Source organism: Pseudochelatococcus sp. G4_1912 (assembly GCF_047501465.1).
In the GTDB taxonomy this organism is placed as follows: Bacteria; Pseudomonadota; Alphaproteobacteria; order Rhizobiales; family Beijerinckiaceae; genus Pseudochelatococcus.
Genome location: NZ_JAZDRL010000001.1, coordinates 1,320,010 through 1,343,915, shown reverse-complemented (window position 1 = coordinate 1,343,915; position 23,906 = coordinate 1,320,010). Strand labels below are relative to the sequence as shown.

The following is a 23,906-nucleotide window of genomic DNA, read 5'->3' as shown; positions in this document are numbered from 1 at the left end:
GGGTCGTCGGGCGCTGTTTGAACCCGGCCGCGCGCCCTTGCAATCAGTAGAAGGCTGGCAATCGGTGGGAGGCTGGACGAAGACCCGCCCGGTCTCGTTAGGGCTGCTTCCTTCCGGACCTGACCCGGTTGGCGAGTGGAACGTCCAACGCCAACCTCCCGCACCCTATATCGAGGAAACTGTCCCTAAACGCAAGAGGCCACAGCAATTTCTCCGCTCTTTAGCAGCCTTGGCCACCACATAGTAAACTGACAAGGAAAATCATTTTATAACAATTCGATAGACCGGGATAGCGTACATCAGATGCTGCTTTCCCTGCCTCAAAAAGGAATATTGCGCATGATTGCACGCCAGCTCAAATTTTCACTGACGTAGTTGAACGCGCTGCTTATTCGCTCTTGATAGGCATCCAGCGTATCAGTTGCGATGCGGTGGAGAGCCCCTGCCATTTGTGCACGTTCGGCCACAATGACATGTTCGCCATCCTGCATATCAATGCCGCGCAGGCCAATCGGCGTGGTGAGCACCAGCGCGCCGTGGGCGGCGTAATCGATCACCTTCAGGCTGGTTCCTGCCCCCTGCACAACCGGATTGATGCCGACATCCGCCGCCGCAAAAATAGTCTGCAGCGCCTCTTCATCGACAAGCCCGAGCAACAGGACATTATCCGGCAGCGCAACTGCTTGCACCTCGGATGCTGCTACCATGTTGCCCACGAACAGGAATGTCCATTCAGGGCACTCTCGGGCAATCTCGATCAACGCCAAAGCACCCTCGACATTGGGCGCATGCCAGCTACCGACATAAATGGCCAGCGGACCTTTTACGCCAATCCGCTCCTTCAGCGCCTCACGCCGTTCGCGCTCAAGGTAAGGCTCTGCAGGAATGTCCGCGCCGTTGGGTATAAGCCATATCTGCTCTTTCGGTTTGCCAAAGCGATCATGAAAAATCGTGCGTTCTTCGGCGCTCACGGTCAGAATCTGTTCAGCCCCTGCAACGCAATCGCGCTCCAATTGCGCGACCTCCGCTAACACCGCACGGCCTGCAGGTGTTGGCGGCAAGATTGCATCTTTCAGCACTGTCTCAACATTATGGGCATCATACCAGATTGGCCCTTCCCACGCCGCACGCAGGAAACGGTAAAGATAAGGATGGCAGGCAATCGCAAGGTCAGCCCCCGCAAGGTGACTGCGCAATGTATGCTCAAGCGCTGGCGTCAGATGTCCATAAAGCGTTGCCGCAATATCAGAGACCGATGTCTCATCGAGAAGCTTCGTCAGCGCCCATTCGGCCTCGATATGCTCTTGCGAGATCGGAATGCGCAATTCGCGGAAATAAGGTGAGAAAGTTACCTGTTCAGGCGTTGCATCATGGCGAGTCAGCGCGATGATGGTGACATCTGCGCGTGATGCCAACTCCCGAGCCATCGACCACGCCCGCCGCTTCCCCCCCGTATCAGCCGGCCAGAGCGGATAAGTATTGGCAATCACAATGCGGCGGCGTGGGCGCTCTTCAGCCGGCAGCACAAGCGCTGTCCCAAGGCTACGCCAGGTGATAGGGCGAACCCACTCGCGCCCTGCCTCACCCATCTTCCGCGCCTGAATAGGGTTCTTCAGCAAAGCTTCGAATGCGGCTGCCAATGATGCCGGATCAGGATCAGCAACAAGGCCGGTGACGCCGTCTTCAACGAATTCCAGAACACCACCAGCATCACTCACGGTAACGACAGGACGCCCGGCCGCCAGCGCCTCTAGCGTCACAAGGCCATAATCTTCATCATAGGGCACAAAGGGAACAGCCAGCGCGGTCTGGTAATGACGGGCCAGCTCCGCTTCCGACAATCTGCCAACGAACAAAATCCGTTTATCACCCTGCGCCTGCTTTGTAAGCGCCTGCCGCTGCGGTCCATCGCCCGCGATCACAAGCCGCGATGGCGCTTTCACCTGGCGAAAAGCATCAATGATGAGCGATATCCGTTTGGCGTCATCCAGACGACTAACGGTAAAGAACGTCGGCACCGTATCATCAATACCATTAAAGTGATCCGCAGGCTGCGCTGCCCCCTCCCGCAGAATGCTTAGGGCGAGATCAGACGGCACATGCGCAACTTCGACCTTTGCCTCAGGCGGGAAATAATTTGCGCGATTACGCACGTTCTGTGAGATCGCAAGATATTTGCTGATGCCCTGAGATGCGAGACCGATAGCATCCAGCTTATGCACAATAGCCCGGATGAGAGGCGCCGGCAGTGCCAGCCATTCCTCTGGCGGGCAAGCGATAAGCAGCTGGCTGATCTCGCCAAAAATCTCCGGCAATTGCGTGCGGCTTGTCGAGGGATGGTGCAGGACGGCCTTCAGCTTTGCCAGCAATGCATCATCAGGCAAGTTGGTTGTCAGGTCAGCTGGCCATGTATCATACAGGCCGCGCAGGCGGTGCAGCATGTAAACCACGTGGTTGCGATGCGACACCATCCACGCTGGATACTTGCCGGAAATCACCAGATCAAACTGCGATAGACTCAGCTCGGAAAACTGCCGGTAGCTGTTGATGATTTCCCGAAAATTCCTCTCTGGCGATGGCAGCTTGATCAGCTCGCAAACATGACGGGTATCATTAGCGAAATAATGCGTCAGCCCTAGCCAGACCCGCTCCGCGCCGCCAAACTCAAAAGGCACAGGGCTTGGAGCAATCACTGCAATTTTCATACGCGTACTGTCCCTATTAGTCCGTCAACCGCGCAACGACTGTGTCCCACGATATGTCACGCTCCAGGTACCGTGCACGGCCCAACAGACCCATTTCACGCGCCCTGGATTGATTATCCCAGAGCCTGTCAACCGCATCCGCAATAGCTTCTGCCGTTGGCTCCACGACAAGACCTTCCGCGTCATCTTCTATGAATTCCAGAGGACCACCTGAATCCGTGCAGGTAATGACGGGCTTGCCCGCAAGCTGCGCCTCCAGCGTCACGTAGCCATAATCCTCATCGAAAGGTGGATAGATCACCGCGAGGCAATTGGCATAGCAGGCAAGCTTTTCCTGATCCGGGCACTCTTCGAGAATGACGACTCGTTCGCTCAAATCATGTTCTGCGATGAAGCGCTTGTTCTGATTGAGATACCCGCCCCGGCCGGCGAGCACACACGTGACAGGCGCGCGCCAAAGGCGAGCCGCTTCAAGCACCAAGCCCTGACGCTTCAGGGCCTCCATGCGGCTTGGCAGGAATACATAATTATGCGCTCTGCCTGTGCGATAGTGGGCTGCAAGTGGCGGTGGATGATACAGTGGCTCGGCAGCCAGGCTATTGTAGCGCGACAACCGCTTGCTGACATTCCGCGAATTGGCATAAAGCCGTTCCGCCCGCGCCAGAACGCGGTTATCGAATGCAGGAATGAGATCGTGCAGCCGTTGTACAGGCTCCGAAGGCGCTTCCGGGTAAAGATCATACACAATTCGATGCTGATGCATGATCCACGCGACATGATGCGGATGCTGCACTCCATAGCCCGGAAATTGCAGGCTGATCACCTTATCCACCTGCTGGCCATTAGGTGCTGTGAGATCAAGCGTCTCGCACCATTCCATCAGCCGCTCGATGCTGTCTTCAGGGTGAAAGGTGAAAGGAAACCTGAGCGTCTCCACCTCATGCCCGCGCTCTTGCAGTGCCGTCACCAGCCCTTCAAAATGATAGGTCGCGCCGCCGGTCACGAATGGTGTGGCGTTGGCGGTGACAATCAGCTTCATGCGTTCGCAACCTCTACGTGAGGTTTACGCGCCAGGATCGCATAATCCTGCGGACCATAGAGATGACCATTCAGCCGATCTGCAGCCTGACTATCCACCTCTACCAGCGCTTCTGGCGGATAGGGACGCAAGCGGGCAAAGTCGATCTGCTCGTAGCCATGAAAGCGCGCCAGAAACGCCATGCTTGACGGTGTCAGCGGATGGCGATGCGTTGGATCGTGATAGAAGGTATGACTGCCAACCAGAATGTTTTCGGGATTGGGCGTCTCGAACAGCATCAACCCACCCGGCTGCAGCACGCGGTAGACTTCCTCAAATACCGCAAACAGGATCGGGAATGGCAGATGCTCAATAATATGAAAGCCACTAACCAGCGACAGGCTGTTATCCGGGATGGCACGCAAGGCCGATAGTGCATCGATGTGCGTCGCATCCAAGCCCTTCTCGCGGCAGATACTCACCATTGTCGGACTGAGATCGATACCCCGCGCGGTATATCCCTGCTCACCCAGAAGCATCAGCCATTCGCCACGCCCGCAACCCAGATCAAGTATGGGCCCGTCACAAATCGCTTTCACGCCCGCAACCGTTTCGAGATAATACGCAAGGCCTGCCTTGATTTCATCTTCGGGGCCGCGCATGGCATCTTCAAATGCGAGATAGAACGCATCCAGTCGCACATCGTCCGCCAGCACCACACCGCCGCCGTCATAACGGGTTTTCAGACCCAGGCTGTCGTAAAGCGCTGCCACATGATCCCGGCATTCCGCCGCCACGTCAGCAGCCAATGACATCCGCATATGATACTCGCCACGATGCAGCATCCACATCAGAGGCCGATTGAGGAAGCGCAATGGCGTGCGGGCAAGGCGCCGTGCGAGACGATAAATCCGCCGATAGCGCCGCAACCCATCAAGCGCCACGCCCCGTTTCTGAAACTCTGGCGACAGCGCAATATCGCATAGTATCTCCAACCGTGAATGGCCGTGCGATATCTGCTGACGGTAACTCGTCAATCCATGCTCATCAATGTTGCGACCGAGCAGCACCCTGTAAGCATTGTTGAGAAACCCGTCGCCGCGTTCCAACAGCAGGCGCGGCCAGTATGCTGCCTGCCCCAAAGGCGCAGTAGCCGGCCCAAGAACAGGCGTTTCGGCGCTCTCTCTGCTAAGGGGTGATGAAGCGAGCGATACGCCAAGCACGCGTATGCGTTCCTTGAGAATACGAATATCGCCTTCAGCTTTATCAACGCTTGCCACACGGCCTTGCTGCAAGGAAATCGCGGTGGCCTGCGTATGCAAGCTGCTACGTAGCTCAGCCAGTGCAACGGGAAACACAGCCTCATCCGTCGCCAGCCGCAGCTCCACCGCCGTCAGACGGGCTTCAAGCGCATCAGGATCTATTGCATTGGGAAGCTGGACGCGTGCACTCAGCGGTGGCGCGCCAAATTTCGGTACTGAAAAACCATTTGCTTCCTGGCGGATTTTCGCCAGTAACTCATCGATAGGCAATTGATCCGTCATATATTCCACAAACGCTGGAGCATATCCGCGCGAAACGAAAACCGCTTCGCGAAAAGGAAACGCATTGAGAAACAAGAGTGCACCGCCAAACCAGACCAGATACCTCCAGCATGCCTCGTCATAATGAAAACGTGGACAACGGATGCTCAAGCGGAATGGCTCATGCACCTATCGATAACGCAAGATTTGGCACTGGCAATCAGATGACACAATTCGCATCACTAACAAAAATTTATATAAACCCATACATGAGTCATTGATTAGCAATCTGTGCATTTTTATTATTCTATTTATTGGTATAAATCATTATTATTACCCTGGAAAACGCCGAGGCATTTTCTGACAATCTGACATTGACGCATTGATGTGGCAGAGCAACCAATCCCCGCCCGTATCATGCCCTGAGAACATTCTGGCGATGATTCTTGCCGCGCAGGCGTGCTGGTGCTAGGGGGGTGATGAGATATACCTCCATTATTGCAAACAAGGGTTTTGTCATGGCCATCAGGCTGCATGTGGGCGATCTGCCTGCGGATATCGATTTTGGTGATTCGGTTGCCATCGATACGGAAACGCTCGGACTTAACCCGCATCGTGATCGTTTATGCGTCGTGCAGTTATCGCGCGGCGATGGCTCAGCTGAAGTGGTGCAAATTCGCCGCGATGGCCCACGTCCCGAAAATCTGCTGCGGGTGCTTGCCGATCCGAAGGTTCTCAAGATCTTTCATTTTGCCCGCTTTGATCTGGCAGTGCTGTTTCACACCTACGGCGTAATGCCACAGCCGGTTTACTGCACGAAGATCGCCTCCAAGCTGGTGCGCACCTATACGGACCGCCACGGGCTGAAAGATAACCTGCGTGAATTGCTCAGCGTTGACATCTCCAAGCAGCAACAATCATCTGACTGGGCAAGCGAAACACTCAGCGAAGCCCAGGTGGCCTATGCGGCATCTGATGTGCTTCATCTGCATGCATTGCGCCAGAAGCTGGATGCAATGCTGGATCGCGAGAACCGCACTGATATTGCCAAGGCCTGCTTCGACTTCCTGCCCACGCGTGCACGTCTCGACCTGGCAGGCTGGCCGGATACAGATATCTTCGCACATATGTGAAAATATAGCCTGATGTCTGCCCATCTGCGCCTGAAAAAGCGCTTTGCAAAACATCAAGTGTAAAACACCACTTGGAAGCGAGGCGCGGGCCCTTTATATAAGGAAACCGTTCTGACTGACTTGCGTAGGCTTTACGCCGCGCCTCGAACCAAGTTGTGGAAGCCTTTTGACAGACGCTCATCGCTCGCCTGCCAGTTACGCTGATCTACCACCCGCAAATGATGCGCCGGTTGATCGCCCGATAGCGTCCATTCCGCCTGCTGCCTACCGTGCAGCGGTGCGTCATTCTGCACGGGTACGCACACTGAAGCGTATTATTCCGCTAACGGCATTGGCAGCTGTCATCATTGTTGCAGCAATTGGTATTCTGGACCCCTTGCGCAGCATCGGCGGTCTGAGTATGGGGCCAGTCAGCCTTTCAGGCACCAAGATTACGATGGACGCGCCTCGGCTTTCAGGCTTCCGCGAAGGCACCCAGCCTTATGAAGTAACCGCAGCTTCAGCCTCACAGGATGTCAAAAATCCTTCCATCGTTGAACTGAATGAGATTACAGGCCACGTGCAGCTTAACGGTGGCGGCAAAGCGCAGATCAATGCGCTGACAGGTGTATATGATTCGCAAAGCGAGTTCATGAAGCTTAAGGGTGACGTCCGTGTGCAAACCGATCGCGGATACGATGCCAAGCTTTCATCAGCTTCGGTAGATTTCAAGGGTGGACGCGTTATCTCTGAAGAACCCGTCGTGGTGACGATCTCCGAGGGCACGATTTCCGCTAACAGGCTCGACATTTCGGATAATGGCAAGCATATCGTCTTTGAGGGTAATGTGCGCACTGTTCTGGATGGTAAAAACAAGCAATAGCCAGAACATGGCAAAGCAGGCGATGGCGGGGCAATATGGAACGGAAAACAAGCACAGCGAAAGCGGGACGGGCAAGCTTGAATGCAAGCCTGAGTAGTCCCTTCCACAATCCCAAGCACCGCACTGGTAGCCGCACATTAGCAACAGGCCTTTTGGTGACCTGCCTGCTGCTACCAACCTCCTTCATGGCGCAAGCCCAAACTGCAGCCCCCTCTACTGCTCCTCTTGGCGGACTGGGCTCTGGCAAAGACCCGATCAAGATCGACGCTGATCGCCTTGATGTTTTCGACAACGAAAAGCGCGCTACCTTCACTGGTAACGTTGTTGCGGTGCAGGGCGACACCACGATGCGCTGTTCAGCATTGAATGTATTCTATGAACAGAGCGCAGCAGCCGCATCCGGCAACACGCCACCTGCAGCAAGCGGGGGAGACGATAATAACAACATCCGCAAGCTCGATTGCATGGGCCCCGTTACTGTCGTTTCCAAAGAACAGACGGCCACCGGCCAACATGCTGTGTTTGATCGCAGCAGCAACACGGTTACCCTTACCGGCAATGTTGCATTGAGCCAGGATAAGAACGTGCAGCAATGCGATCAAATCGTCTATAATCTGGATACGAGCATCGCCAACTGCATTGCAAAACGAGGTGGCCGCGTGCAAGGCGTATTCGTACCGGGTGGCGGCAATGCTGCAAAAAGCAAGTGATCTTGGCCACTGACAACCATCATATACCATCATAAACCGGGACAGATTCGTGACGCTATCACCCTCCTTTGAAAGCTCCGCCGACGCTCTCCCGGAAACGCCCGCAGCACATCCGTCAGATGTCGGTTTTCGTGCGATTCCCCTCAATCAAGAGGGTGTCCTTGCGGTTGATGGCTTGCAGAAGAGCTATCGTGGCCGCACGGTGGTGCAAGGCGCATCCCTGCACGTGCGCAAGGGCGAAGCAGTTGGGTTGCTTGGTCCCAATGGCGCAGGCAAAACCACAATCTTTTATATGATCACTGGCCTCGTTGCCGCTGATATGGGCAGCATCGCGCTTGAGGGCCACGACATCACCGGCTTGCCCATGTATCGGCGCGCACGTCTTGGCATTGGTTATCTGCCACAGGAAGCATCTATTTTCCGCGGTCTGAGCGTGGAAGACAACTTGCGTGCAGTACTGGAGGTGGTTGAGCCCAGCCGCAAGGAGCGTGAGAAAAAGCTCGATGCGTTGCTGGAAGAGTTCGACATTGCGCGCCTGCGCAAATCCCCCTCAATTGCACTATCCGGCGGCGAGCGCAGACGTTGTGAAATTGCACGCGCACTTGCGGGCGACCCCACGTTTATGCTGCTCGATGAGCCGTTCGCCGGTATCGATCCTATTGCCGTCGGTGACATTCAGAACCTCGTTCGGCACCTGACACGTCGCGGTATTGGTGTGCTGATCACCGATCACAACGTGCGTGAGACCCTCGGCCTGATTGACAGGGCATATATTATCCATTCCGGCCGCGTGCTGATGGAAGGCACCCCGGCTGAAATTATTGCCAGCCCGGATGTACGCCGCCTTTATCTGGGCGAAGATTTCCAGCTTTAGGATTCACTTTCGCCACTTGCGTCGGCCCTATTACGACAGCTGCTGCTTTGACGCGCCTTAGCAAACGCTCTACAACTTGATTAGGAGCATGCAAGCAAGAAGCATGCCGGCATTTGCAATCTTTGCCAATTGCAGATCGGCAATGACTTGCGATAGATCCGGGGGGCTACATCCATGGGGCTTTCTCGCCGACTGGAGTTGCGTCAAAGTCAATCGTTGGTAATGACGCCGCAATTATTGCAGGCTATCCGCTTGTTGCAATTGTCGCATCTTGAGCTTGCCGCGCAGGTTGAAGCAGAGCTGGAGCGCAATCCCCTTTTGGAACGCGTTGATGATGCCTCAGAGGCAAATGACGCGCAATCCATAAGCGAACCCACCACTGCACCGGATATCCCGCAGGAACAAGCGCGCGACTGGTCGCCAGATGAGCCGCAAATAGAACGCGGAACACTTGAAGCCGATTTCGGCACCTCCTTCGACAATGTTTTTCCAGAAGATTCCACCAGTCCACGACCAGAAGCAAGTGCTGCAGATGAAGGGCTGACGCTCTCCAGCGCGCCACCGCATGCTAACAACAGCCAAAGCAACAGCGGTGATAACGGCCCGAATGTTGAAGCAACGCTGGCAGCCAACATTTCACTCGCTGATCATCTTGAAGCCCAGCTGGATCTCGCCACGAACGATCCTCAAACGCGCCTGATCGGTCGGTTCCTGATCGATGCGATTGATGAAGGAGGCTACCTCACCGAGACGACAGCTGAGATTGCAACCCGACTTGGCATTGACGAAGCACGCGTGATGATAGTGCTGACATTGGTTCAAAGCTTTGAACCAACGGGCATAGGCGCACGCAATCTTGGCGAATGTCTCGCTTTGCAGCTGCGCGAGCGGGACCGGTATGATCCAGCGATGCAGACATTGATTGCCCATCTGGATCTTGTCGCGCGCCATGATCATGCAGCATTGCGCAAGCTGTGCAGCGTGGATAACGACGATTTGGCAGATATGCTGGCGGAACTGCGACAACTCCAGCCCAAGCCCGGCCGCGCATTTGGGGGCGCGCCTTCACAGACACTTGTGCCAGATGCCTTCGTTCGTCACTCACGCGATGGCGGATTTATCGTAGAACTCAACAACGACACTCTGCCGCGCATACTGCTGAATCGGGCATATCACGTCAAATTGATGCAAAGCGCTCGTACGGAGAAAGATCGCACCTTTTTATCCGAATGCCTGCAAAGCGGAGATTGGCTCACCCGTAGCCTTGAACAACGCGCCCGCACAATCCTTAAGGTAACGAGTGAGATTGTGCGTCAGCAAGAGGGTTTTTTTGCCCATGGTGCAGCGCATCTGCGTCCGCTCAACCTCAAAACAATCGCGGATGCGATTGAAATGCACGAATCAACCATCTCGCGGGTGACCGCAAACAAGGCTCTCGGCACAGAACGTGGGGTTTTCCCCATGAAGTACTTCTTCTCTGCCGCTGTTGCGGGCGCAGATGGCGGCGATATCCATGCTGCAGAAGCCATTCGCCACCGTATCCGACATCTGATTGGCACAGAAATAACACCCCGCGACGTACTTTCTGATGATGCAATCGTCAAAAAATTACATGATGAAGGGATCGAAGTTGCGCGACGAACAGTTACTAAATATCGGGAATCATTGCGCATTCCATCGTCGATTGAGCGACGACGTGCTATGTCCGTAAAAAAGGGGTGATGCTCACGAAAGCATCATGCGAGATAAATAAGACTGGCCGACCAGCGATGAGAATCATAAGCTAAGGTTGCGTGTTGGGATGAGAGCTATGCCAGGTCGGCCTGGCACTGCAATCAAGGGTGCATTACCCGACACGTAAGAGGGAAGGAGATACGAATGCCGTTACGGATTACGGGAAAAAACCTGGATATCGGCGAAGCGCTGCGCGGACAGATCGAAGCGCGCGTATCATCGGCCATCGCCAAGTTTCTCGACACCGGCTACTCGGGCCACGTGGTTGTTGAGAAGGAAGGCAACGGCTTTCGTGCTGTCGGTGTGTTGCACCTTAACACCGGTATGACCCTGGAAGCGACTGGTGTAGCGCCCGATGCTTACGCCGCCTTCGACCAGGCCGCAGATCGTTTCGAACGTCGCCTGCGCCGTCACAGCCGCCGCCTGAAAGAGCGCGCACAACCCGGTTCTGCCGGTCTGGCGCACTTGCCTGTGGCTGATGCAGAGGAGCTGCGCGCCTACGTCATTGAAGCACCGCATGAAGAGCATGAGGTCGATGAGACCTTCCACCCAGTGATCGTTGCAGAAAATATTGCGGCTCTCCACCGCTTTTCAGTCAGCGAAGCAGTGGTTGACCTTGACCTGACAGGGGCTCCCGTTGTTGTGTTCAGACATGCTGGCAGTGGCCGGGTAAATATCGTATACCGCCGTCATGACGGCACCATCGGCTGGATCGATCCACCTTCCGCTTCGTAAGAATCAGGGTCGATCGGACAATTGAAGGTTCTGTCCGACTGTTGAGCGAGCGCCTGGCATCTACAGATAGTAGATATCTGGCGCTCATATCTGTGGTAGATTGCTTGACCTTGGAAGGCTAAGGTCGATTCAAGCAAGCACTGAAGGAGCGACCCGCGCCTGCGCGTGTTCGAGATATGCCCCTGATCGACATTCTTACTCCCGACGCCATTGTGCCCGCCCTCAAAGCGAGCGGCAAAAAACAGGCGTTGCAGGAAATCGCGGCTAAAGCCGCAAACCTCACTGGCCTTGATGAGCGTGAGATATACGACACGCTGCTTCAGCGTGAACGTCTTGGCTCAACCGGCATTGGCGATGGCATTGCCATTCCCCATGGCAAGCCCGCACGCATTGATAGACTGTTCGGCCTGTTTGCACGGCTGGAACGACCAATCGATTTTGAGTCCATCGATGGGCAACCAGTAGACATTATCTTTCTGCTACTTGCGCCCGAATCTGCGGGGGCTGACCATCTTAAAGCGCTTGCCCGCGTGGCACGCCTGCTTCGGGAACCGGGTAATCTGGAGCGTCTTCGCTCTGCTCGCGACGCAGCAGCAATCTACGCCATCCTGATGCAAGACGCAGCGACACCAGAAGGCAATAAAGCCGTTTCTGGATAACGCGCTGGAGCATTGAATGGAATGCTTTGTACCCTTGAGGGGAGGCACCTAAGTGCCCTCCCGCAAGTAGAATGATATCAATTCTGGAAAATAGTGGTTTTATTCAGCAGCAGCTCGCGCAATCGACATAGCAGCTGGGCTCATGCCATCTTGAAGACGCTGTGTTTCAACTCCAATATTGCCACCGAGTGAAAATACATACTCACCCAGACCTTTTCCGGCATTAAAGACATTTGATGGATTGGCACCCGCTATCGTTAACCCCCCGCCGATTGGCGGAATAATAAACGAGAGAAAATACAATAAGGATGCAGCTCCCCCGAACAGGAAACCACCTGCTTTAACGAACATGGCTGCAATATTCGACAATATCTTGCTGCCTTCTCCAGCGCCTTACTCAACCTTCACCTCGTGCCCATCCTGAGAATGGCCTTTCAGCTCTGGCTGCGTAGATTCCGTAGGAGCATTCGGAGAATATGTTGAGATTGAAGGGCCACCAACAGTGTTATCGTAACTCATGAATACCACCATAAATAAGTGTTAAGAAAATGAATTAAAGGGTTTGTCAATTTTACAGTAAATTCAGTGAACATTACATGAGAGCGAATGTGCTCTACAGCTAGATAAATTTTGTTTTACGTCCTTCCTATACAGAATCTTCGTAAAAGTGCATTTATTAACGACCGCATAAATTATAAGATCATAATAGTTCATATCACCCTAAAAATCAACCCTTTTCTTGCATCTCTATTATATCTCTATTTTTGAATGACTTACGATCATAAACATTCACATTACCGATACTTTCAAATCCTGCGCTCACCTTACATCAGCTGCGTCCATATTAATGAGGGAGCAAGGCTAACATCGAACGATGCTGCTTGCATTCTTCATAGCCCCTGGTCATCGGCGTCAGATCTATCAAGACGACGCGGCTCTCTAAAATATTGAAATGATGACAGTAGCCTTGTCGACAGAGATTTAAATCCATCTTATCATCGGGGTGAAGGTTGCGCCAAGATCAACCATTATAAGGGGGAAACGAATGAGAAAGCTGTTTTTAGCTGCTGCGTTCACAGCTGCCGCAGGTTTATCCGGCACGGCGTTCGCCACCGATTATACAATTATGGCACCGGCAGCCCCTGGTGGCGGCTGGGATCAGACCGCACGCGCGATGCAATCCGTCATGCAGGAAACCGGCCTCTCTAAAAAGGTCCAGGTCGTCAATGTACCTGGCGCCGGCGGCACGATTGGTCTTGCACAATTCGTCAATCAATCGAAGGGTAATCCCACAGCACTTCTCGTTGGTGGTTATGTGATGGTGGGGGCAATTCTCACCAATAATTCACCCGTATCACTTGCCGATGTTACGCCAATCGCCCGCCTGACAGGTGAATCTGTCGCCATCGTCGTGCCTGCAAACTCACCCATTAAAACGGTGGCAGATCTTGTCGCCAAACTTAAGGCAGACCCCGGCTCTGTCTCATGGGCTGGCGGCTCGGCAGGGGGCGCTGATCACATTACTGCAGGCCTTTTTGCCAAGACTGTTGGTGTAGACCCAACCAAGGTCAACTACATCGCGTTTTCAGGCGGTGGCGAGGCACTGGCAGCTATTCTTGGCGGTCAGGTTACAGTAGGGATATCGGGCTTAAGCGAGTTCAGATCGCAGATTGAGGCAGGCAAATTGCGTCTGCTAGCAGTATCCACGGACAAGCGAGTTCCCGGTGTTGATGCGCCCACGTTACGCGAAGCGGGCGTCGATATGGCACTCGAAAACTGGCGCATGGTTGCAGCAGCACCGGGCATCACTGCTGAGCAAAAGGCGGCCATCAGTGCGGATATCCATAAGATGGTCACCTCTGATATCTGGAAAGAAACGCTTGCAACACGTGGCTGGGTCGACACCTACCTTGCGGGTGAAGCGTTTGACAAACAGCTCGCTACCGATATTGCAGCAACCTCTGCAATCCTGAAAGAGATTGGTCTGGTGAAATGAGCACGCCACCACGGCCAACTTCTACCATAGCTCCGGCGCCTCGGCGGGCGCGGCCTGATTGGGCTGCGCTCGTTGTGGCCGTGGCTTTGGCTATTCTCGCTGCGGTTGTGTTGATCTCAGCAGCCCGGATGGCGCCCGTAGCCCAATATACACGTATTGGGCCAACGGTATTTCCCTACGCCATTGCCACGCTGCTTGCTCTTCTTGCAATCGGCACCGCTATTGCCGCCTGGCGGGGAGACTTTCCCGCACGGGAGGTGGACCATTATGGCCCTATCGCCTGGATCACAGGCGGGCTCGTGGCGCAGATGTTGCTCATGAACATTACAGGCTTCTCAATCGCAACGGGTGTACTTTTTGCTGCAACCGCACGCGGCTTCGGGCGTGGACCGCTTTGGCAGACATTACCAATCGGTATCGTTTTCGCCTTTATAATCTGGTTTATTTTTTCACGCGGGCTGAGCCTCTCCATTCCTGCTGGCCCACTGGAACGCCTGATTCCCTGAAGCTCTTCTGACTGCTACCGATAGAGCACCTTCATCGCTTTTACGCACTCAAGCTTGAGGCATTGCATGGATACCTTCGGTCTACTCGCCAATGGTCTGCTGGTTGCTCTTGAGCCGATAAATCTGCTTTACGCGCTGATTGGCGTTACCATTGGCACCGCCGTAGGTGTTCTACCGGGCATTGGGCCGGCACTCACTGTCGCTCTACTACTACCGGTGACATATCAGCTCGATCCGGCTGGTTCGCTCATCATGTTTGCGGGTATTTACTATGGCGGCATGTACGGGGGGTCGACAACTTCTATCCTGCTGAATACCCCCGGTGAGAGTGCATCGATCATCACGGCGCTAGAGGGCAACAAAATGGCCCGCAAAGGGCGTGGCGGCCCCGCGCTTGCCACTGCTGCCATTGGTTCGTTTATTGCGGGTTTATTGGCCACACTTGGTTTGGCGCTCATTGCTCCATGGGTGGTGGAGTTTGCACTTTCCTTCGGGCCAGCCGATTACTTTGCCCTGATGGTACTTGCTTTTGTAACCGTCTCTGCGGCCTTTGGTGATTCAGCCTTACGTGGAATAACCGCATTGGTGCTTGGCCTGACATTAGGTTTAGTCGGCATCGATCTACAAACCGGGCAAGCGCGGCTGACATTCGGCATACCCGATTTATTGGATGGCATTGAGGTTACAACACTTGCGGTGGCGCTCTTTGCCATCGGCGAGACCTTCAAAACAGCTGCATCACCTGATGCCGTTGCGGATAAAGTTGAAGCAGTTAAAGGCTCGGTCTGGATGAGCCGCGAAGATTGGCGCCGTTCATGGATGCCATGGCTGCGCGGCACGGCCATCGGTTTTCCAATTGGGGCAATGCCCGCAGGTGGGGCAGATGTTTCGAGCTTCCTGTCCTATAGCGCCGAAAAGAGCTTCGCACGCCATCCTGAAGAGTTCGGCGAGGGCGCGATTGAAGGCGTCGCCGGCCCGGAAGCGGCCAATAACGCCTCTGCCGCCGGTACACTCGTACCATTGCTGACCCTTGGGCTGCCTACGACAGCCACAGCTGCTATCATGTTGGCAGGTTTCCAGCAATTTGGCCTGCAGCCCGGCCCGCTGCTATTCACGAACAATCCCGATCTGGTCTGGGGTTTGATTGCGAGTTTGCTCGTTGCCAACTTCATGTTGCTGGTACTAAATTTGCCTCTGATTGGATTGTGGGTGCGCCTGCTAACCATTCCGAAACCATGGCTTTACGCGGGTATTCTGGTTTTTGCGACCCTTGGCACCATTGGCGCCAACCCTTCCATATTCGAACTTGGTATGTTGCTGGCATTCGGCATGCTGGGTTATGTGATGCGTCGATTTGGATATCCGGTAGCGCCGGTCGTTGTAGGCCTCATTCTGGGACCGATGGCAGAGCAACAGCTGCGCCGGGCTCTTGCTATCAGTCAGGGTGACGTGCAAATTCTCGTCTCCTCACCCATTGCTATCACGCTTTATGTTGTTGCTATCATTGCGCTTGTGGTGCCATTTCTGTTGCGCTTGCGCGGACGCGGCTCAGTACTTGCCCAGATCGCAGGTGATGAAGACTGACCTTAAAGACGCTCAGGAAATACCAAGAAACTTGATGAGCCCAAGGCTGATAATACCCAGGACAACAAGCGAGAAAATGGCGACCAATGTAACTCGCCCACCCGCCTGCGCGACTGAGCGCACATCAACACCAAGCCCAAGAGCCGCCATCGAAATGATGGTCAGAACAATCGATACAGATTGAATGCCAGGAAGAGCAACCTCTGGAATGAGATGGAAGGAACGCAACGCCATCATGACGAGGAAGCCTACGATAAACCATGGCACAAGATGATGGAGCTTGAGTTTTTCTCCCGGTGTTTTGCTGCCTGCCAATAACGCCAGCGTTAAAATAACGGGTCCCAGCATCAACACACGCACGAGTTTGACCAATGTTCCAAGCTGCACGCTAATGAGGGCAACAGGGGCGGTAGCTGCCAGCACTTGTGGCACAGCATAGACCGTCAACCCGGCCAAAATACCATACTGCGTGTCGGACAAATCAAGCAAAGGCACCAGAAATGGCAGGCAAAGCACCACCACAACGCCTAAAATGGCCGTGAAAGCTATCGAAGCTGCAACATCATCGCTATCTGCACCAATGACAGGCGCAGCTGCTGCAATAGCTGAATTGCCACAGATTGAATTACCACACGCAACCAGCACCGCCATTTTGTGCGGCAAACGCATTAATCGTCCAAGGCCGTAGCTGAATATAATGGCAACAACAACAACCCCGGCAATGCCTAAGATGAGCGGCGGACCAGCAGCAACGACAGCACTGGCGCTAATGGAAGCCCCCAGCAACACGACAGCAATCTCAAGAAGCATTTTAGCCGAGAAATGAATACCACAATTATACTTCTCGCCAGGCTGCAGAAAAGTTCGCACTGCCGTGCCAAGAAGGATAGCCAGCACAAGCCCTTCCAGCCAAGCCTCTCCAGTGTAATAAGCCTCGATTTTCTCAAGCCCTACAGCAACTGCGGCCACTGTAATACTTAGAAGTAGTCCCGGTAAAACAGATATAGCCTTTGCAGGTAACATGGCTGATGGCTGTGAATGCATTTAGAATAACTTTCCGGCTTTGCGCCTTATTTTTAAAATAATTCACTAACTTAATAGATTCATTTCCCGTAAACTCAAGATGCTGGCCGGGCATTTGGCCAGCATCCTAGGGCAAAGCTGCTTCGCTTGAGCTTTTAGCGTACTTACTGTTCAAAAAAGAAGTACCCTCAGATCGCGGCCTACTTATGCTGCACGTGTCAACGCTTCACCAATAATATTAACGATCTGATCGATCTGCCCATCTTCGATGATCAATGGTGGAGATAAAGCGATGATATCGCCGGTTACACGAATGAGCACACCTCGCTTGAGACAATCCACGAAGACATCATACGCACGCGCACCTGGCGCACCGGAACGCGACTCCAGCTCGATGCCTGCTATCAAACCAATCGTGCGAATGTCGAAGACGTGTCTGGCACTCTTCAGACCATGAATGGCGTCTTCCCAACGCTTTGAAAGAGCCGCGCCCCGCGTGAGAAGCCCTTCCTCGGCATAAATTTCGAGTGTCGCCAGTCCAGCCGCGCAAGATGCCGGATGCCCAGAGTAAGTATAGCCATGGAAAAGCTCAATGGCATTTTCAGGCCCTTGCATCATCGCATCATATACTTTGCGGCTGGCAAAAACGGCTCCCATCGGAATCGCACCATTCGTGAGGCCCTTCGCAGTCGTCACGATATCGGGCACCACCCCGAAGTAATCAACCGCGAACGGCGTACCAAGACGGCCAAACCCAGTGATCACTTCGTCGAAAATCAGCAGGATGCCATGCTGATCGCAAATTGCCCGTAAACGCTCCAGATAACCCTTTGGCGGCGGTAACACGCCTGCTGACCCGGCAACTGGTTCCACAATCACGGCTGCAATTGTCTCGCTACCATGCAGGGCAACCATGCGCTCCAGATCATCCGCAAGCTCTGCCCCATGTTCGGGAAGACCGCCCTTCACAAAGCGATTGCGTGCGGGATCATGCGTTGTGCGCAAATGGTCTACGCCTGGTAGATGCGTTGGGAAAGCGCGCCGGTTGTTGACCAGCCCTCCAACTGAAATACCACCGAAACCAACACCATGATAACCACGCTCACGCCCAATGAGACGCGTACGCGTGCCCTGCCCTATAGCGCGCTGATAAGCTAATGCGATCTTGAGCGCGGTATCGACGGATTCTGACCCTGACCCGGTGAAGAACACCCGATCAAGCTGAGCCGCAGCGCCACCCGGCGCATGAGCTGCAAGCTGCTCAGCAAACTCAAACGCAACCGGATGCCCCATCTGGAATGAAGGTGCATAATCAAGCGTCGCGAGCTGGCGCGCCACCGCATCGGTGATTTTCTCCCGGCCATGGCCTGCATTCACGCACCATAGTCCGGCCGTACCATCAAGCACTCTGTCGCCATCAACCGTGGTGTAGTACATACCCTTCGCGGAGGCGAGCAGACGCGGAGTCTGCTTGAACTGCCGATTGGCAGTAAACGGCATCCAGTAGGCATCAAGGTTGATATCATTTCGACGTGTTGGCGTTGATGCACCCGTGGTAGAATTTGCGCTGGATGAACTCATAACGACGCTATCCTTTAACGTGAGCGGTTTGCAATTTGATCAAACGATCAGCAACCTCGCACCTGCACTGATGAAAACAGCTCTCCACACGCGCCAGGAATGCCTCAGGAAAACACCCGCTCAGGCGCTGGTATGAAATACCGATCAAGAGCGCTTTCGCTTACGGCGTCAAGCGTGGCGGGATTCCATTGGGGATTGCGGTCCTTATCGATGATTGCCGCGCGCACACCTTCATAGAATTCGTGCCCGATCAGCACAGCTGCACCCGCTGCATATTCACGCTCTAATGTTTCTTCAAGTGTAATATCATGGCGTGCCAACCGTAACATTTTCAACGTCAGCTTGAGGCTCGTGGGCGAGCGCGTTTGCAGGGTGGCGAGCGTCTTTTGCGCAAACTCACTTCTTACTGCGGTCAGCGCCGCAATAATCCCATCCATGGTATCGAAAGAAAAAGCAGCATTGATTTCATCTTCATGAAGAGCAACCGGCCCTGGTTCAATGAAGCTGGTCACTGAATTAATCACCTCGGTCACCGCATCCGCTCGCGCTGTTGCCGGCAAGGCTGATAGACGCTGGGTGAGTGCGGACAAACTTGCAGTCGGCACAAAGAAGTCTGCCAGCCCAGCCTGAATGGCATCCGCGCCATTTATCTGCTCTCCGGTGAGTGCAAGATAGGTGCCGATCTCATCTTTGCCGCGTGATAGAAGCCACGTGCCTCCAACATCCGGGAAAAAGCCAATACCCGTTTCTGGCATTGCAAGGCGCGTACGCTCGGTCACAACGCGATGGCTGCCATGCGCCGAAACACCAACACCGCCGCCCATGGTGATTGCATCCATGTAAGCGATATAAGGCTTGCGAAAACGCTTGATATGCGCGTTGATGAGATATTCCTCACGCCAGAATATGCGTCCGGCTTCGGTATTATCTGGTCCGCCATCATACAGAGCCCGAATATCGCCCCCAGCGCAAAAAGCGCGATCACCCTCGCCTGTTATGAGCACCGCCGAGATGCCGTCATCATCCTCAAAACGATGCAAGGCATCAGCAATGATGCGTATCATATCGAGGGTGAGACTATTGAGCGCCTTCGGGCGGTTAAGGTGAATGCGGCCGAGTGTTCCCGATTGGCCGATCAGCACGAGAGCATCAGGCGCATTGTCTGGCGTGAAAGGCATATCGACATCCATTTTTACAGCCTCTAGGGGCACATCGAATGTAAAGTGCCACGCCAAAAGCCTGAGAGCAAACTGCGAGCAATACAAAACACCCGACAGAGCATTTTTCTTATTTCGTACATCGTAAAACACTATTATCATTTTTGCTATTGCGCGATCACAATATTCTGATAATAATCGCATTCATCATAAAGCACATGATGAACCATATGGCGTTACAGCCCAGTGTATTATTGACGTAAGTCAAAAAGTTTCCATGTAATAACTGATTACAGCAGGATGCTTAAGCACATGGATGGACATTCGTAATGGTTTAGACTACCGCTAACATGTTCATTAATGCTTCCCGTAGTAATTATTATTAGCGCAAGCAATACAGAACATGTGAACTGCCAAAACACTAAAGCTTTAATCAATATTTTGGCAGTTAAGTACAACGAGAGTATTGTTCATGCTATCAGCGATATCCCGCGTTGCATCTATGGTCGCGGTTGCCAACACTTTAGGGTTTGTTCAGTATCAAGCTCACGCGCAAGAGCAAGCTGACACACCCTATGGTAACTGGCTTGCAGAAAGCATCGCAGAGGGCGGTGTAGTTGATCGCGTGCAAACAACACTTGAACTGCACCAGGATGGCTCTGTCAGTGGATCAAGCGGCTGCAACCGCTTTCGTGGGACATTCATGTTCACCCCTGACACCATCAATTTCACCCCCATAGCGGGCACCATGATGCTGTGCAGCCCTGCCGTTATGGATCAGGAACAGAAGCTTTACAAGGTGCTTGAGGCTGCCAAGGGTTGGAAAGTGGAAGCCGACAAGCTGTTGCTTCTTGACGGACAGGGCACAGTCAGTGCACGTTTTGTGCGTCAAACCCAGGGGGCTGCCCTCACCATCACAGTGCCGGATGCGCTGAAAGTAGACCGTAGCAAACTCACCTACGATTGCAATGGAACAGCAGTAGAGGTGGAATACTTCAATGCTGGTAATACTTCGCTTGCAACACTATCCTTGCGGGGTGAGTTTGTGGTTGCTGCCAATGTTCTATCAGGATCTGGGGCAAAATACGCTGGCAAACGCCTTATTTGGTGGACGAAAGGCGATACGGCTAACCTTTACGATGTAACCCAGGACGAAAATACGCCCGTCTCCTGCACGGTGGCCAAGAAAAACTGAACATTCAAAACATCTTATTGGCATAACCTTAAATATTGAAAGCCGGGAAGCTATGACACTTCCCGGCTTTTATTATTTCGCCTTGTCGGTAAAATCCTAGTTCAACGCAACATGCGGAGGACGCTCTTCTGATACCGCAATATCGCCAATGATTAGGCCCGACGGACCAGCTGTAACGGGCACAACCTCGCCATCCTTGATCTTGCCGCTCAGGATCAGCTCAGCCAAAGGATCCTGCACGTTCTTCTGGATCACACGTTTCAGCGGACGTGCGCCATAAGCTGGATCGTAACCGCGTTCTGCCAACCATTCGCGCGCACTCTGATCAAGATTGAGCGTGATTTTACGCTCCTCCAGCAACCGCGCAAGACGAAGAAGCTGGATATCGACGATAGCACCCATCTGTTCTTTCTTCAGACGATGGAACAGGATGATTTCATCCACACGGTTGAGGAATTCCGGCCGGAAATGGCTGCGCACAACCGACATCACCTCATCACGCACGGCCTCTGAATCCTCTCCCGCCTTTTGCGCTACGAGGAATTCAGCACCAAGATTTGAGGTCATGATGATTAACGTATTGCGGAAATCGACTGTGCGCCCCTGCCCATCCGTTAGCCTGCCATCGTCAAGTACCTGCAGCAGCACGTTGAACACATCAGGATGCGCCTTTTCGATCTCATCGAACAGCACAACCTGATACGGTCTGCGCCGCACGGCTTCCGTCAGCGCACCTCCCTCTTCATAGCCAACATAGCCAGGAGGAGCGCCAATCAGACGGGCAACAGAGTGCTTTTCCATGTATTCAGACATGTCCATACGCACCATCGCCGTCTCGTCATCGAACATGAACGAGGCCAGCGCCTTGGTGAGCTCGGTCTTACCGACACCTGTTGGCCCAAGGAACATGAACGATCCGATAGGCCGGTTAGGATCCTGCAAGCCTGCCCGCGCACGCCGCACTGCCGTTGAGACAGCGACAACCGCCTCCTCCTGCCCAACAACCCGCTTGGCAAGCTGCTTCTCCATCTTGAGCAGCTTTTCGCGTTCACCTTCCAGCATGCGATCAACGGGTACACCCGTCCAGCGCGACACAACCTGCGCAATGTTATCAGGCGTTACTTCCTCAAGAACCGAACTGCTCTTGTCATCCTGGCTTTTGGCCTCGATTTCCGTCAATTCTTTCTCAAGGCCGGGAATGACCCCATAAGCAAGCTCGCCCGCACGCTGATACTGCCCTTGCCGTTGGGCAATGGCGAGTTCATTACGAGCCTCATCAAGCTGTTTTTTGAGCGAAGCCGCACGGCCAAGTTTATCCTTCTCAGCCTGCCACTTGGCAGTAAGCGCGCCTGAGCGTTCTTCCAGCTCAACCAGCTCTTTCTCCAGCCGCGCCAACCGATCTTTGGAGGCAACGTCCTGCTCCTTCTTCAAGGCTTCCGCCTCAATTTTCAAGCGCACGATCTCACGATCGATGGAATCGAGTTCTTCCGGTTTGGAATCGACCTGCATCCGCAGTCGAGCTGCAGATTCATCAATCAAATCAATGGCTTTATCGGGCAGAAACCGGTCGGTGATATAGCGGTTCGATAAAGTTGCCGCCGCAACCAGCGCGGAATCCTGAATACGCACGCCGTGGTGCTGCTCATATTTTTCCTTCAATCCACGCAAGATCGAAATCGTATCCTCAACCGTTGGTTCAGAGACGAATACGGGCTGGAAGCGCCGCGCAAGAGCGGGATCTTTTTCGACATGCTTGCGATATTCATCAAGCGTCGTCGCACCCACGCAGTGGAGCTCTCCACGCGCAAGGGCTGGCTTCAAGAGGTTTGAAGCATCCATCGCCCCATCACTTTTGCCAGCGCCCACAAGCGTGTGCATTTCATCGATAAACAGAATGATATTGCCTTCAGCCGATTGCACCTCGCTCAATACAGCCTTGAGACGTTCCTCAAACTCACCACGATACTTGGCGCCAGCAATAAGCGCACCCATATCAAGCGCCAGCAACTGCTTGTCCTTGAGGCTTTCAGGCACGTCGCCATCAACGATGCGCAGAGCAAGGCCTTCAACGATGGCTGTTTTACCTACACCCGGCTCACCAATCAGCACCGGATTATTCTTGGTGCGGCGAGAGAGCACCTGAATGGTGCGCCTGATTTCTTCATCGCGGCCGATAACCGGATCAAGCTTGCCCTCGCGGGCAACTGCGGTCAGATCGCGGGCATATTTCTTGAGAGCATCATAAGCATTTTCAGCCGATGCATTATCGGCAGTGCGCCCTTTGCGTAGTGCCTCTATTGCGGCATTAAGACTCTGGGCAGTTACGCCTGCCTTTGCCAGCGCTTTGCCCGCATCGGTATCCTTCTCCACCACAAGTGCGAGCAGCAAACGCTCCACTGTCACGAAGGAATCGCCTGCTTTCTCAGCAGCTTTTTCAGCGGTATCGAACACGCGTGCGAGGCCCGGCGCCAAATAAATCTGCCCCGATCCACCCTGCACCTTGGGCTGTTTAGCCAAAGCCTGTTCAGTTAATTGCAACGCAAGACGCGATTGCCCACCCGCGCGATCAATAAGGCCGGCGGCCAATCCTTCATTATCGTCCAGCAGAACTTTCAGCAAATGCTCGGGCGTGAATTGTTGATGATTTTCGCGCAGCGCCAGAGATTGAGCCGATTGTAGAAAACCCTTCACCCGATCAGTATATTTTTCGATATTCATTGATTTCTCCTCTCGGCAACTTTCACCGTCCAAACAGCCCGGCCGAAAGCCCCATATTAATAGTTTCCAGCGGGAAATCCCATCTGGCAACCTCCCGGCAGAAATTGCTGATCATTACACATCGATCAGCATAGCTCATGTAGGTATTGCCCAGGTGAAAGAACAAGGGGGGATAAACGGATCAATGAAAAAT

At 53.8% G+C, this 23,906-nt stretch carries 20 protein-coding genes and 1 other RNA gene; 11 read left to right on the top strand and 10 right to left on the bottom strand.

What is annotated here, in order from left to right:
• Positions 1 to 63 precede the first annotated feature (63 nt).
• The 4 genes from ffs to VRZ32_RS06020 all read right to left on the bottom strand — a co-directional run bounded on the left by ffs (position 64) and on the right by VRZ32_RS06020 (position 5,417).
• Positions 64 to 160, bottom strand: an RNA gene (ffs, locus tag VRZ32_RS06035) — signal recognition particle sRNA small type.
• A gap of 160 nt (positions 161 to 320) precedes the next feature.
• Entirely contained in the window at positions 321 to 2,705 is a 2,385-nt protein-coding gene (locus tag VRZ32_RS06030) for a glycosyltransferase family 4 protein (protein ID WP_414524775.1), read from the bottom strand.
• A gap of 16 nt (positions 2,706 to 2,721) precedes the next feature.
• Positions 2,722 to 3,744, bottom strand: a complete 1,023-nt coding sequence (locus VRZ32_RS06025) for a glycosyltransferase family 4 protein (protein ID WP_414524774.1) — start codon at positions 3,742 to 3,744, stop codon at positions 2,722 to 2,724.
• A complete protein-coding gene (locus tag VRZ32_RS06020) occupies positions 3,741 to 5,417 on the bottom strand; it encodes a methyltransferase domain-containing protein (RefSeq protein WP_414524773.1) in 1,677 nt (558 codons plus the stop codon). Before VRZ32_RS06020 ends, VRZ32_RS06025 begins: the two co-directional genes overlap by 4 nt.
• 347 nt (positions 5,418 to 5,764) lie before the next feature.
• Between VRZ32_RS06020 and VRZ32_RS06015 the strand changes: the two genes are divergently transcribed.
• From VRZ32_RS06015 to ptsN, 7 genes are all read left to right on the top strand, one after another.
• Positions 5,765 to 6,379 (top strand): ribonuclease D, encoded by a 615-nt coding sequence (locus tag VRZ32_RS06015; protein WP_414524772.1) that lies wholly within the window; start codon positions 5,765 to 5,767, stop codon positions 6,377 to 6,379.
• A 166-nt stretch (positions 6,380 to 6,545) separates the two neighbouring features.
• Complete coding sequence (gene lptC / locus VRZ32_RS06010; RefSeq protein WP_414524771.1) at positions 6,546 to 7,241, top strand: LPS export ABC transporter periplasmic protein LptC; 696 nt, start codon at positions 6,546 to 6,548, stop codon at positions 7,239 to 7,241.
• Between the two features lie 35 nt (positions 7,242 to 7,276).
• The gene (locus tag VRZ32_RS06005; RefSeq protein WP_414524770.1) at positions 7,277 to 7,951 is read left to right on the top strand and encodes an LptA/OstA family protein; all 675 of its coding nucleotides are present in this window, start codon (positions 7,277 to 7,279) and stop codon (positions 7,949 to 7,951) included.
• Between the two features lie 49 nt (positions 7,952 to 8,000).
• The gene (gene lptB / locus VRZ32_RS06000; protein ID WP_414524769.1) at positions 8,001 to 8,825 is read left to right on the top strand and encodes an LPS export ABC transporter ATP-binding protein; all 825 of its coding nucleotides are present in this window, start codon (positions 8,001 to 8,003) and stop codon (positions 8,823 to 8,825) included.
• Positions 8,826 to 8,999: 174 nt separating this feature from the next.
• Complete coding sequence (gene rpoN / locus VRZ32_RS05995) at positions 9,000 to 10,547, top strand: RNA polymerase factor sigma-54 (protein ID WP_414524768.1); 1,548 nt, start codon at positions 9,000 to 9,002, stop codon at positions 10,545 to 10,547.
• 156 nt (positions 10,548 to 10,703) lie between these two features.
• Positions 10,704 to 11,294, top strand: coding sequence for a ribosome hibernation-promoting factor, HPF/YfiA family (gene hpf, locus VRZ32_RS05990; protein ID WP_414524767.1), 591 nt, complete (start codon positions 10,704 to 10,706; stop codon positions 11,292 to 11,294).
• Between the two features lie 176 nt (positions 11,295 to 11,470).
• Complete coding sequence (gene ptsN, locus VRZ32_RS05985) at positions 11,471 to 11,953, top strand: PTS IIA-like nitrogen regulatory protein PtsN (protein WP_414524766.1); 483 nt, start codon at positions 11,471 to 11,473, stop codon at positions 11,951 to 11,953.
• A gap of 99 nt (positions 11,954 to 12,052) precedes the next feature.
• Here the strand turns inward: ptsN and VRZ32_RS05980 are convergent, their stop codons facing one another.
• Both VRZ32_RS05980 and VRZ32_RS05975 read right to left on the bottom strand, forming a co-directional pair.
• Positions 12,053 to 12,322: a hypothetical protein gene (locus VRZ32_RS05980; protein WP_414524765.1), complete on the bottom strand. Its 270-nt coding sequence runs from the start codon at positions 12,320 to 12,322 to the stop codon at positions 12,053 to 12,055.
• A 24-nt stretch (positions 12,323 to 12,346) separates the two neighbouring features.
• Complete coding sequence (locus VRZ32_RS05975) at positions 12,347 to 12,472, bottom strand: hypothetical protein (RefSeq protein ID WP_414524764.1); 126 nt, start codon at positions 12,470 to 12,472, stop codon at positions 12,347 to 12,349.
• Between the two features lie 526 nt (positions 12,473 to 12,998).
• Here VRZ32_RS05975 and VRZ32_RS05970 point away from each other — a divergent pair.
• From VRZ32_RS05970 to VRZ32_RS05960, 3 genes are all read left to right on the top strand, one after another.
• Complete coding sequence (locus tag VRZ32_RS05970; protein ID WP_414524763.1) at positions 12,999 to 13,949, top strand: Bug family tripartite tricarboxylate transporter substrate binding protein; 951 nt, start codon at positions 12,999 to 13,001, stop codon at positions 13,947 to 13,949.
• Positions 13,946 to 14,455 (top strand): tripartite tricarboxylate transporter TctB family protein, encoded by a 510-nt coding sequence (locus tag VRZ32_RS05965; RefSeq protein ID WP_414524762.1) that lies wholly within the window; start codon positions 13,946 to 13,948, stop codon positions 14,453 to 14,455. The genes VRZ32_RS05970 and VRZ32_RS05965 overlap by 4 nt, the downstream gene beginning before the upstream one ends.
• Positions 14,456 to 14,521: 66 nt before the next feature.
• The gene (locus VRZ32_RS05960) at positions 14,522 to 16,039 is read left to right on the top strand and encodes a tripartite tricarboxylate transporter permease (protein WP_414524761.1); all 1,518 of its coding nucleotides are present in this window, start codon (positions 14,522 to 14,524) and stop codon (positions 16,037 to 16,039) included.
• A 12-nt stretch (positions 16,040 to 16,051) separates the two neighbouring features.
• Here the strand turns inward: VRZ32_RS05960 and VRZ32_RS05955 are convergent, their stop codons facing one another.
• The 3 genes from VRZ32_RS05955 to VRZ32_RS05945 all read right to left on the bottom strand — a co-directional run bounded on the left by VRZ32_RS05955 (position 16,052) and on the right by VRZ32_RS05945 (position 19,821).
• Complete coding sequence (locus VRZ32_RS05955) at positions 16,052 to 17,062, bottom strand: YeiH family protein (RefSeq protein ID WP_414525057.1); 1,011 nt, start codon at positions 17,060 to 17,062, stop codon at positions 16,052 to 16,054.
• A 204-nt stretch (positions 17,063 to 17,266) separates the two neighbouring features.
• Entirely contained in the window at positions 17,267 to 18,562 is a 1,296-nt protein-coding gene (locus VRZ32_RS05950) for an aspartate aminotransferase family protein (protein ID WP_414525056.1), read from the bottom strand.
• A gap of 185 nt (positions 18,563 to 18,747) precedes the next feature.
• Positions 18,748 to 19,821: an enoyl-CoA hydratase/isomerase family protein gene (locus VRZ32_RS05945; protein ID WP_414524760.1), complete on the bottom strand. Its 1,074-nt coding sequence runs from the start codon at positions 19,819 to 19,821 to the stop codon at positions 18,748 to 18,750.
• Between the two features lie 451 nt (positions 19,822 to 20,272).
• Between VRZ32_RS05945 and VRZ32_RS05940 the strand changes: the two genes are divergently transcribed.
• The gene (locus tag VRZ32_RS05940; RefSeq protein WP_414524759.1) at positions 20,273 to 20,995 is read left to right on the top strand and encodes an META domain-containing protein; all 723 of its coding nucleotides are present in this window, start codon (positions 20,273 to 20,275) and stop codon (positions 20,993 to 20,995) included.
• Positions 20,996 to 21,091: 96 nt separating this feature from the next.
• Here VRZ32_RS05940 and clpB read toward each other — a convergent pair whose 3' ends face one another.
• Complete coding sequence (clpB, locus tag VRZ32_RS05935) at positions 21,092 to 23,713, bottom strand: ATP-dependent chaperone ClpB (protein ID WP_414524758.1); 2,622 nt, start codon at positions 23,711 to 23,713, stop codon at positions 21,092 to 21,094.
• Positions 23,714 to 23,906 lie beyond the last annotated feature (193 nt).